7 protein-coding genes are annotated in these 11,355 nt (G+C 64.7%); 5 read left to right on the top strand and 2 right to left on the bottom strand.

Going from position 1 to position 11,355, the window contains the following annotated elements; genetic code table 11:
• From NKJ01_RS27440 to NKJ01_RS27430, 3 genes are all read left to right on the top strand, one after another.
• Nucleotides 1–2,493, top strand: a 2,493-nt coding sequence (locus NKJ01_RS27440) for a heavy metal translocating P-type ATPase (protein ID WP_502905920.1), incomplete at its 5' end; no start/stop codon positions are given.
• 43 nt (nucleotides 2,494–2,536) lie between these two features.
• The gene (gene copM, locus NKJ01_RS27435; RefSeq protein ID WP_023762740.1) at nucleotides 2,537–2,932 is read left to right on the top strand and encodes a CopM family metallochaperone; all 396 of its coding nucleotides are present in this window, start codon (nucleotides 2,537–2,539) and stop codon (nucleotides 2,930–2,932) included.
• A gap of 86 nt (nucleotides 2,933–3,018) precedes the next feature.
• Nucleotides 3,019–3,864: an aldo/keto reductase gene (locus NKJ01_RS27430; RefSeq protein ID WP_352732828.1), complete on the top strand. Its 846-nt coding sequence runs from the start codon at nucleotides 3,019–3,021 to the stop codon at nucleotides 3,862–3,864.
• On the opposite strand, the gene mutS is transcribed toward NKJ01_RS27430, so the two are convergent.
• A complete protein-coding gene (mutS, locus tag NKJ01_RS27425) occupies nucleotides 3,865–6,591 on the bottom strand; it encodes a DNA mismatch repair protein MutS (RefSeq protein ID WP_352732826.1) in 2,727 nt (908 codons plus the stop codon). It abuts the gene before it with no gap.
• 213 nt (nucleotides 6,592–6,804) lie between these two features.
• Here mutS and NKJ01_RS27420 point away from each other — a divergent pair, with 213 nt between their 5' ends.
• The gene (locus NKJ01_RS27420; protein ID WP_352603945.1) at nucleotides 6,805–9,084 is read left to right on the top strand and encodes an NADP-dependent malic enzyme; all 2,280 of its coding nucleotides are present in this window, start codon (nucleotides 6,805–6,807) and stop codon (nucleotides 9,082–9,084) included.
• Nucleotides 9,085–9,266: 182 nt separating this feature from the next.
• Nucleotides 9,267–10,355, top strand: coding sequence for a diguanylate cyclase domain-containing protein (locus tag NKJ01_RS27415; protein WP_352732823.1), 1,089 nt, complete (start codon nucleotides 9,267–9,269; stop codon nucleotides 10,353–10,355).
• Between the two features lie 30 nt (nucleotides 10,356–10,385).
• Here NKJ01_RS27415 and NKJ01_RS27410 read toward each other — a convergent pair whose 3' ends face one another.
• Nucleotides 10,386–11,087, bottom strand: coding sequence for an antitoxin Xre/MbcA/ParS-like domain-containing protein (locus NKJ01_RS27410; RefSeq protein WP_352732820.1), 702 nt, complete (start codon nucleotides 11,085–11,087; stop codon nucleotides 10,386–10,388).
• Nucleotides 11,088–11,355: the final 268 nt, after the last annotated feature.

Below are 11,355 nucleotides of genomic sequence, written 5' to 3'. Positions count from 1 at the left end.
CACCCCACGCGCCCCGGCGGCCGCGCGGGCGCCCACCCCCCGCCCCCCCCGCCCCCCCGCCGCGCGGCCCCCGCCCGCCCGCGCCCCCGCCCCCCGCCCCCCCCCGCCCCCCCCCCCCCCCCCCCCGGGCATGATGGCCACCTCTATCATTTCTGCAGTCAAGGCTGCCGCACGAAGTTCGTCGCCGAGCCGGAAAAATTCCTGACTGCCACCGATCCGGTCTGCGGCATGAGCGTCGATCGTGCGACAGCCAGGCACTTCGTCCGCCACGAAGGCCGTGGCTTCTACTTCTGCTCCGCCGGCTGCCAGGCGAAATTCGAAGCGGAGCCGCAAAAATATCTAGGCGACAGGCCGGCGCCCCAGGCGATGCCCAAGGGCACGCAATACACCTGCCCGATGCACCCTGAAATCATCCGCGACAAGCCCGGCTCCTGCCCGATCTGCGGCATGGCGCTGGAGCCGATGGGCGTGCCGACAGGCGATGAAGGGCCAAATCCCGAACTGGTCGATTTCACCAGGCGGTTCTGGGTCAGTGCCGCACTGTCCGTGCCGTTGCTGATCGTCGCCATGGCGCCGATGCTCGGCCTGACGTTCCAAGCCTTTATCGATGAGCGGCCGATGGTCTGGCTGGAGCTGGCACTGGCCAGTCCCGTCGTGCTGTGGGCGGCGCTGCCTTTCTTTCATCGCGGCTGGGATTCGATCCTCAACCGCAGCCCCAACATGTGGACCCTCATCTCCCTAGGGGTAGGTGCTGCCTATCTCTACAGCGTCATCGCCGCGCTGTTTCCGGACATTTTTCCGCATCAGTTCCGCGGCCATGGCGGTGCCGTGCCGGTCTATTTCGAGGCTGCCGCCGTCATCGTCGCGCTGGTCTTCCTCGGCCAGGTATTGGAGCTGCGTGCGCGTGAAAAAACCGGCTCGGCAATCCGTGCTTTGCTCGATCTCGCGCCGAAGACCGCGCGGCTGATCGCTGCCGACGGTTCCGAAAGCGATGTGCCGCTTGACGCGGTCAAGGCCGGCGATCGCCTGCGCATTCGTCCCGGCGACGCGGTGCCGGTCGACGGCATCGTGCTGGAGGGCCGTTCCTCGATAGACGAATCGATGATCACGGGCGAGCCGTTGCCGGTCGAAAAGACTGAAGGCGATGCCTTGACCGGCGGCACGCTCAACAAGAACGGTTCGCTGATCATGCGCGCCGAGCGGATCGGCTCCGAGACGACGCTGGCGCGCATCGTCGAGCTCGTCGCCAAGGCGCAACGCTCGCGCGCCCCGATTCAGGGGTTGGCCGATCGCGTTTCCTTCTACTTTGTCCCGGCCGTCGTCCTCATCGCGATTGCCGCTTTCGGCGCCTGGGCCATGTTTGGACCCGAGCCCAGCCTGATCTTTGCCATCGTCTCGGCGGTGTCGGTGCTGATCATCGCTTGCCCCTGTGCGCTCGGCCTCGCCACGCCGATGTCGATCATGACAGCCACCGGGCGTGGGGCGCACGCCGGTGTACTGATCAAGGAAGCCGCGGCACTCGAACGCTTCGCCTCCGTCGACACGCTGATTGTCGACAAGACGGGTACGCTGACCGAAGGCCGGCCGAAACTAACCGATGTCGTTGCGGCAAAGGGCTTTTCCGAAGACGAATTGCTGGCGCTTGCCGCAGGCCTGGAGAAGGGGTCGGAGCATCCGCTGGCCGAAGCCATCGTCGAAGGCGCCGCTACGCGCGGCATAGCCGTCGCCGATGCCAGCGGCTTCGAGGCGGTCACCGGCAAGGGCGTCTCCGGCACCGTATCGGGAAAGAAGGTCGCGCTCGGTAATGCCGCGATGATGGCCGATATCGGCATCGACACCGCATCCATCTCGGCTCAGGCCGAGACGCTGCAGGCGGAAGGCAAGACGGCGATGTTCGTCGCCGTCGGCAAGAAACTGGGCGGCATTGTCGCTGTCGCCGATCCGGTCAAGGCGACCACCGCCGAGGCGATCAAGGCGCTGCATGGCAGCGGCCTGAGGATCATCATGGCGACCGGCGACAATGAGCGTACGGCCAACGCCATTGCCAGGAGCCTCGGCATCGACGAGGTTCGCGCCGGCCTGTTGCCGGAACAGAAGGCGGGCCTCGTTGAGGAATTGCGCGCAAAAGGCGCGGGCGTCGCCATGGCCGGCGACGGCGTCAACGACGCACCCGCGCTTGCCGCGGCCGATGTCGGCATCGCCATGGGCACCGGCGCCGATGTCGCCGTCGAAAGCGCCGGCATCACCTTGGTCAAGGGCGACCTCAATGGCATCGTGCGGGCCCGCACGCTGGCCCAGGCGACGATCCGCAACATCCGCCAGAACCTGTTCTTTGCCTTCCTCTACAACGTGCTTGGCGTGCCGGTCGCTGCCGGCGTGCTCTATCCGCTCACGGGCACGCTGTTGTCGCCGATGCTGGCGGCGGCGGCGATGAGCCTGTCCTCGGTGTCGGTGATATCAAACGCCCTGCGGCTCAGAACATTGAAACTCTGATCCAAGCCCCCAAATACGAAAACCAATCAACAGGAGACCAGGAATGACCTTGGCTAAGAAAATCGTGCTTTTGCTGATGGCGGCCGGAATGCTGGTTGCCGTCTTCCTCGAAAGCGTTCCGGCGCAGAGCGAAGAGATGAAACACGACATGGGCGCCATGGCGACGGGCGCGGCGACTAGCCCTTCGACGGAAGGCTACAAGGCGGCGATGGACAAGATGCACACCGACATGATGGCGTCCGAGTACACCGGCAATGCCGACGTCGATTTCGTCAAGGGCATGATCCCGCACCATCAAGGTGCCATCGACATGGCCAAGGTCGTGCTTGCCAATGGCAAGGATCCGGAAATCCGCAAGCTCGCCGAAGGCGTCATCGCCGCTCAGCAAGCCGAGATCAAGCAGATGCAGGCATGGCTCGCCGCCCACCCGGTGAAGTAAGCTTCAGGCAATCGCCACGGCAATCGAGAGCGCCTCTGGATTTCTCGCCCAGCCTGTGATGCGATCCGGCCCCACTGGAGCCTGCCATGCCATCGATCATCAGAACCACCAGATTGCCCTCTGGCGAAGCCGTTCAGGTGCTTGGTCAGGGGACATGGAAGATGGGTGAGGATATCAGCCGCCGCACCGATGAAGTGAATGCTCTCAAGCTCGGCCTCGACCTCGGCATAACACTGATCGACACCGCTGAAATGTATGCCGGCGGCCGCGCCGAGGAGGTGGTGGCCGAGGCTATTGCCGGGCGCCGGGACGAGACCTTCCTGGTTTCAAAGGTTCTACCATCAAACGCTTCGCGCGAGGGCGTGCAGCGCGCCTGCGAAAACAGCCTGAAACACCTGCGCACCGACCGCATCGATCTTTATTTGCTGCATTGGCCCGGCGGCGTGCCGTTGATCGAGACGGTCGCGGCCTTCGAGGCCTTGAAAGAGGACGGCAAGATCCGCCACTGGGGCGTCAGCAATTTCGACGCCGACGAGATGGAAGAACTGGTCGGCTTGCCAGATGGCGGCAACGTCCAGACAAACCAGGTGCTCTATAATCTGGTCCGGCGTGGCCTCGAATTCGATCTCGCCCCCTGGAGTCGGCAGCGCGGCATCCCTTTGATGGCCTATTCGCCGGTCGAGCAGGGCGCGCTGGCGCGCAACGCCCGGCTCGACGCAATTGCCGCCCGCCACAACGCCACGGCCGCACAGATCGCCTTGGCCTGGGTGATGCACCAGGAGGGCGTCATCGCCATTCCGAAAGCCAGCAGCCAGCAGCATGTCCGCCAGAATGCTGCTGCGCTCGACATCAAGCTTACGGGCGAAGATCTCGCCGATCTCGACCGCGCCTTCCCGCCGCCGACGCGCAAGCGCGGCCTGGAGATGATCTGACTACTTGCCCGCCAGCCCCTTCAGCCGGTAAAGCGCTTCCAGCGCCTCCCTTGGCGTCATCTCGTCAGGATTGATCTCGCCCAGCGCCGCGCCCAGCGCGTCGTTCTTCACCGGCTTGGGCGCTTCCCGCTTCACCGCCACCGAAAACAGCGGCAGGTCGTCCACCAGCCGGTTGGTCTTGCCGGAAACCTCGCCTTCCTCCAACTGGTGCAGCACTTCCTTGGCCCGGTCTACCACCGCCTCCGGCAGGCCGGCCAGCCGCGCCACCTGCACGCCGTAGGAACGGTCGGCCGCACCCTTGCCGACCTCGTGCAGGAAGACGACGTCGTTTTCCCATTCCTTGACCCGCATGGTGACGTTGTGCAATCGCGCCAGCTTGCCGGCGAGCGACGTCATCTCGTGGAAATGGGTGGCGAAGATTGCCCGGCAGCGGTTTTTCTCGTGCAGGTATTCGACGGCCGCCCAGGCGATCGACAGGCCGTCGAAAGTGGCGGTGCCGCGGCCGATCTCGTCGAGGATGACCAGCGCGCGCTCCCCGGCCTGGTTGAGGATCGCCGCCGTCTCGACCATCTCGACCATGAAGGTCGAGCGGCCGCGCGCCAGATCGTCCGAGGCGCCGACGCGCGAGAACAGCCGGTCGACGACGCCCACATGTGCCGATGTCGCCGGCACGAAGGAGCCGGTCTGGGCCAGGATGGCGATCAGCGCGTTCTGCCTCAGGAACGTCGACTTGCCGCCCATGTTGGGGCCGGTCAAAAGCCAGATCGCGCCGTTCCTGGCACTGCCTTCCGGCGACAAATCGCAGTCGTTGGCGACGAACGGGCCTTCGCCGGAGCGGCGCAGCGCCTGCTCGACCACCGGATGCCGCCCGCCCGTAATCTCGAAAGCCAAGCTCGAATCCACCACCGGCCGGCACCAGGCTTCGCTTTCCGACAAAAGCGCGAGTGCCGCCGACACGTCGAGCACGGCCAGCGCATCGGCGCCGGCGCGGATCTTTTCCGCCTCGCCGACCGCTTCCGCCGTCAGCGCGTCGAAGGCGGCTAGCTCGATGCTGAGCGCCCGGTCTGCGGCATTGGCGATCTTGGTCTCAAGTCCGGCAAGTTCGGTCGTGGTGAAGCGCATGGCGTTGGCCATGGTCTGCCGGTGGATGAAGCGCGCCTTGGCGCCGTCGCTACCGGTCATGGTCGCATGGTGATTGGCGGTCACCTCGATGTAGTAGCCAAGCACATTGTTGTGCCGGATCTTCAGCGAGCGGATGCCAGTCTCGTCGATCAGCGAGCGCTCCAGCCCGGCGATGACCTTTCGCGATTCGTCGCGCAGCGCCCGCGTCTCGTCGAGTTCGGCGTGATAGCCGCCGCGAACGAAGCCGCCGTCGCGCTTCAGCAGCGGCAGTTCCTCGCCAAGCGCCTGCGTCAAATGCTGAGCCAGCGCCTGAGGCAGCGCATGGATGGCGGCGAGTGCGGCCGCGAGTTCCAGGGGCAGGGCGGTCGTGGCAAAGATTTCGGCGATCGCGCCTGCCGCCTCGAAACCGGCGCGCAGCGCGCCGAGATCGCGCGGGCCGCCGCGGTTGAGCGCCAGCCTGGACAGCGCGCGCGGCATGTCAGCGACGCTCTTCAGGCTCGACCGCACCGCCTGGCAGAGCCGCGTCTCGGAACGGAAGAACGACACCGAATCCAGCCTGGCGCCGATCGCGGCGGGGTCGGTCAGAGGCGCCATCAGCCTGTCGGCGAGCAGCCTTGCGCCGCCGCCGGTCACCGTACGGTCGATCGCCTTGAACAGCGAGCCCTCGCGGCTGCCGGACAGCGTGCGCAGCAGTTCCAGATTGCCGCGTGTCGCCGGATCGATGAACAGGGTCGAACCCTGCTCCTCACGCTCCGGCCGAGACAGCGGCGGACGCTCGGCCTTCTGCGTCTTTTCGACATAGGCAATGGCGCCCGAGATCGCCGACAGTTCGGCGCGCGAAAAGGCGCCAAAGGAATCCGGCGTCGCCACGTCGAAGAAGCGAGCGATGCGCCCGGTGGCCGAGGCCGAATCGAACAGCGACGGCGGCTGCGGGCTGGCGACGCGGCCGAGCACGTCGAACACAGGCTTCAGTTCCGGATCGTAAAACACTGGTTCGGCGACGATCAGCTCACGCGGATCGACACGGAAGATGTCGGCCAGCAGCCGGTCGGCGGTTGTGTCGGTGACGCGGAAGGCGCCGGTCGAGATGTCGATCCAGGCCAGCGCAAAGGCGTGATCGGTCCCGCCACCCTTCACCCGCCCCAGGGCCATCAGAAAGCTCGATTCCGACGGTGCCAGCAATTTGTCCTCGGTGATGGTGCCAGGCGTCACCAACCGCACCACGTCGCGGCGCACCACGGATTTCGAGCCGCGTTTCTTCGCCTCGGCCGGATCCTCGATCTGCTCGCAGACGGCAACGCGAAATCCCTGGCCGATCAGCTTCTGCAGATAATCGTCGGCCGCATGCACCGGCACGCCACACATTGGAATGTCGAGCCCTTGATACTTGCCGCGCTTGGTCAGCACGATGCCCAGCGCCCGGCTCGCCTTCTCGGCGTCGTCGAAGAACAGCTCGTAGAAATCGCCCATGCGGTAGAACAGCAGCGAATCCGGGTTCGCCGCCTTGATCTCGATGAACTGCTCTATCATCGGCGTGGCGCCGGCGGTCGGCAACGGCGTCATGGCCTCGGGGGCGTCCGGCTCGTTCGGGGCATGCATGTTCATGCACGGCACGCTAGCAGATGTGATCGCGCGGTTTAATGCCGGGGCTTCGAAAAACAGGGGACGACCGGGCTGCCGGGTGTTCGCAATTTCCCGGACGATCCGCGATTCCCAAGCGCTGGCGGTTTACACGCGGCGGCGCGTGGTCTTAATTCGAATCGAAACAAAGCACCCGCTTCAACGAGGTGCTGCACCGGCGAGGAAATCAAGCACATCATGGCCAGGAAAACCGAGAACAGCGGTCCGTCCGTCAGCGCGCAGGAAGCACTCGAATTCCACGCCATGGGGCGCCCCGGCAAGCTGGAAGTCGTCGCCACCAAGCCGATGGCAACGCAACGCGATCTGAGTCTCGCCTATTCGCCCGGCGTCGCGGTTCCGGTTCTCGCTATCGCCGAGGACCCCAGCCGCGCCTTCGACTACACGACGCGCGGCAACATGGTCGCCGTCATCTCCAACGGCACCGCCATTCTCGGCCTCGGTAATCTCGGCGCGCTGGCCTCCAAGCCGGTGATGGAAGGCAAGGCGGTGCTGTTCAAGCGCTTCGCCGATGTCGATTCCATCGATCTTGAGGTCGATACCGAGGATGCCGAGGAGTTCATCAACTGCGTGCGCTTCCTCGGCCCGTCCTTCGGCGGCATCAATCTCGAGGACATCAAGGCGCCGGAATGCTTCATCATCGAGCAGCGGCTGCGCGAATTGATGGACATCCCGGTCTTTCACGACGACCAGCACGGCACGGCCATCATCTCGTCCGCCGGCCTGATCAACGCGCTGGAGGTCACCGGCCGCGACATGAAGACCACGAAGATGGTCTGCAACGGCGCCGGTGCCGCCGGCATCGCTTGCATCGAATTGATGAAGGCGATGGGCTTCACGCCCGAAAACATCATTTTGTGCGACACCAAGGGCGTGGTCTTTCAAGGCCGCACCGAAGGCATGAACCAGTGGAAATCGGCGCATGCGGTCAAGACCGAGGCACGCAGCCTCGCCGAGGCGCTCGACGGCGCCGATGTCTTCCTTGGCCTTTCCGCCAAGGGTGCGCTGACCACCGCAATGTTGCGGTCCATGGCCAAGAACCCGATCATTTTCGCCATGGCCAATCCCGACCCGGAGATCACGCCGGAGGAAGTGGCCGAGATCCGGACCGATGCCATCATGGCGACCGGGCGTTCCGACTATCCTAACCAGGTCAACAACGTGCTCGGCTTCCCCTACATCTTCCGCGGTGCGCTGGATGTCAGGGCCACCACCATCAATGACGACATGAAGATCGCCGCCGCCCAGGCACTTGCAGCACTTGCGCGCCAGGACGTGCCCGACGACGTCGCCGCCGCCTATCAGGGCAACCGGCCGAAATTCGGCCCCAACTACATCATCCCGGTGCCGTTCGACCCGCGCCTGATCTCGGCCATTCCGATAGCGGTGGCCAAGGCGGCGATGGATTCAGGCGTCGCTCGCAAGCCGATCCTCGATCTCGACCGCTACGCGCAGGAACTGTCAGCCCGCCGCGACCCGATCGCCTCGACCTTGCAGCGCATCTACGACCGTGTGCGCCGCCAGCCCAAGCGCATCGTCTTCGCCGAGGGCGAGGAGGAACAGGTGATGCGCGCCGCCGTCTCCTATGTGAACCAGAAGCTCGGCACCGCCATCCTGCTTGGTCGCGACGACGTCATCAAGGACAACGCCAGGCTCGCCGGCATCGACCTCAACAAGCAAGGCATCGAGATCATCAATGCACGGCTGTCGCGCCGCAACGGCGTCTACACCGATTACCTCTACGAGCGCATGCAGCGCAAAGGCTTCCTGTTCCGCGACTGCCAGCGGCTGATCAACAACGACCGCAACCACTTCGCCGCCTGCATGGTGGCGTTGGGCGATGCCGACGGTATCGTCACGGGCGTGACCCGCAACTATTCCACCGCGCTCGACGACATCCGTCGCGTCATCGATGCCAGGCCCGGCCACCGCGTCATCGGCGTCTCGATCGTGCTGGCGCGGGGCAGGACCGTGCTGGTCGCCGATACCGCCGTGCACGATATGCCGAACGCCGAGCAGATCGCCGACATCGCCGAGGAGGCGGCAGGCTTCGCCCGCCGCATGGGCTACGAGCCGAGGCTTGCCATGCTTGCCTATTCGACCTTCGGCCATCCGCACGGCGAGCGCTCCGAACGCGTCCAGGAAGCCGTGCGCATCCTCGACAAGCGTCGTGTCGATTTCGAATATGACGGCGAAATGGCCGCCGATGTCGCGCTCAACGCCCGCGCCATGGCGCAATATCCGTTCATCCGGCTGACTGGCCCGGCCAATGTGCTGATCATGCCGGCGTTCCACTCGGCCTCGATCTCGACCAAGATGCTGCAGGAACTCGGCGGCTCGACGGTAATCGGCCCGCTGCTGGTCGGGCTGAACAAGCCTGTGCAGATCGTGTCTCTCAACGCTAAGGACTCAGACATCGTCAACATGGCGGCGATCGCGGCGTATACGGCGGGGACTTGACGAACGGTCCGCGCCGCGGACGAAAAGCCGACGACCTGGCTTTCTGACCGTACGGCGTCCAGAAGGCCGCCGACGCTCAGCCATAAGAGATTGATAAGATTCAGCTGATATAGGGGATGTCCTGCCGACGTGCCGTGATGGCATCTACGGCTCGCTCAGACCGCCAAAACGGGGGTGCGGCCATGAAGCATGATCGAGTTCCAGCATCGGTGGTCGGCGAGGGGGCCTATCAGGACGAACGCCTGGATGCGCTTCTCAGCATCACCGGCCGCATGGACGGCTATCTCTACCGCTGTCGCAATGATGCGTCCTACACCATGCTCTACATCAGCGACGGCATCTTCACCGTCAGCGGTTATTGGCCGAGCGATTTCATTCACAACGCGGTGCGCGACTATGTCTCGGCCATCCATCCGGATGATCTCGCCGCCGTCTATGCCGCCGTCGACGGCGCGCTCGAGGCGCGCTGCAACTGGAACGTCGACTATCGCATCGTCCCGCAGGTCGGCGAACCGCTATGGGTGCGCGAGATCGGCGGCGGTGTCTGGGACGACACCGGGAAACTCGAATTCCTGGAAGGCTTCGTCGTCGACATCAGCGACCGCAAGGTTGTCGAGGACCTCAATTCCCAGCTGCTGCTGGATCTGAAGGCAGCCAACGAGGAACTGTCCGCGCAAAAGCGGGAGATCGAGCTGGCGAAGCTGCAGAGCGACCATTCGGCCAACCACGATGCATTGACCGACTTGCCCAACCGGCGCGCCTTCCACGACGAACTGAAATCGGTGGTCGCCCGCTGCGGCGCCACCGGCGAGGCGGCCGGTCTTCTGTTCATCGACCTCGACCGGTTCAAGCAAGTCAACGACACGCTCGGCCACGAGGCCGGCGACGCGCTGCTGCAGCGCGTATCGAAGAACCTTCGCTCCATCTTGCGCAGTGACGATTTCGTGGCGCGGCTCGGTGGCGATGAGTTCGCCTTCCTGTTTTCGGGAGAGCCGGATCTCGCGCGGCAAAAGGCGGTGCGGGTCGCCGAGCGCATCCTGGAAAGGCTGCAGATCAAAATCCCGGCGCCAGATAGCGCCATCCAGATCGGCTGCACCGTCGGTATCGCCATGTATCCTGTGGACGCCGCCGATTCGGATGCCCTGGTCGCTCTCGCCGACCGGCTGATGTATATCGGCAAAAGAAATGGCCGCAACCGATTGGTCACTGCCAGGGAACTGACTTCGCAAGAACAGTCCGGATCTCGCCAGCCGATTCGCAAGACTGCCTAGAGCAGGAGCGACCTGGGTGTAGCAAAGCTTTCAAGCCGGTGCGAACACGCGTGCGGCCTCGACGACCTCCTCGACCTGATCCTGGCGAAGCAGGTCGATTGGGACTTGGCCTTCGAGGTCGGCCGAGGGCCGCGTCAGCCACAGCCACGGCAGCCTCGGATTGCTGATCAGGGACAGCACGGCGCGGATGCCCGCAACCGGCCTGCCGTCGACGAACTGCGCCAACGGGAAGACATGTTTGCGGCCGCCCTTGCGCAAGGCGATGACCTCGCCCCGCCTTTGCCAGCGATGCAGGGTCGAGCGGGCGATGCGCAGGTTTTCTTCCAGATAGGTCGATCCGGCCACGCGGCCCGCCCAGTCCTCGATCAGCATCGATTCGAGGTCGTCGGCTCGCGGCGATGAAGAAACAGGCCCATCGATATCGGCCGGGGATGCCAGTCCTGTCGCGCGGCCTATGCCTGCCTCGCTACGGCGCGCGGCCTCCGCCGCCAGCGCGCGAACGAATTTCGATGCCAGGCCGGGCAGGTCGGCACGGATGGTATCGATGGCGCGCTGGTGTTTTGGCGACAGCAAGGTGACGGCGGACGCAATGCTGCCGGCGATCTTGCCGACCGAGACCATGGTGGGCTTGTTGATGGCCTCATCATAGTGGGCAAGCGCGCGTTCGACGTCCTCCGCGACCATCTCCGCGAAGTCGTCCTGCTTGGTGTCCTGGATCTGAAATCTGTTCATGCATCTGTCTTCCGGACCGCGCGCTCCTCCCAGCGGCGAGTTGTTGAACTTCTAGAGCGGAAAGCGGAAATCGCGGCGGCAAAAGATACAGCGGCCCGACAGCTTGCTGTCTTGCATTTTCTGGACACCCCAATTGGCTATTGGCGCCCCGAAAGGTCAGTCGCAGGGCGCCTCGATTGCGTGTAGGTGCGATGTGTGACAGCCGCGCGACGGTGAGCGCACGTACGGCCAAGCTGCCGATCTCCCCCAAGGAGGGATATCGGCGGCT

This window comes from Mesorhizobium sp. M0276, from assembly GCF_040321755.1.
In the GTDB taxonomy this organism is placed as follows: Bacteria; Pseudomonadota; Alphaproteobacteria; order Rhizobiales; family Rhizobiaceae; genus Mesorhizobium.
The sequence above is the reverse complement of the archived record's forward strand: the minus strand, read 5'-3'. Positions and strand labels throughout refer to the sequence as shown.

Coding starts and splice junctions, on each gene's coding strand:
- NKJ01_RS27430 (WP_352732828.1), top strand. CDS start 3,019: ATGCCATCGATCATCAGAACCACCAGATTGCCCTCTGGCGAAGCCGTT.
- copM (WP_023762740.1), top strand. CDS start 2,537: ATGACCTTGGCTAAGAAAATCGTGCTTTTGCTGATGGCGGCCGGAATG.
- mutS (WP_352732826.1), bottom strand. CDS start 6,591: ATGAACATGCATGCCCCGAACGAGCCGGACGCCCCCGAGGCCATGACG.
- NKJ01_RS27420 (WP_352603945.1), top strand. CDS start 6,805: ATGGCCAGGAAAACCGAGAACAGCGGTCCGTCCGTCAGCGCGCAGGAA.
- NKJ01_RS27415 (WP_352732823.1), top strand. CDS start 9,267: ATGAAGCATGATCGAGTTCCAGCATCGGTGGTCGGCGAGGGGGCCTAT.
- NKJ01_RS27410 (WP_352732820.1), bottom strand. CDS start 11,087: ATGAACAGATTTCAGATCCAGGACACCAAGCAGGACGACTTCGCGGAG.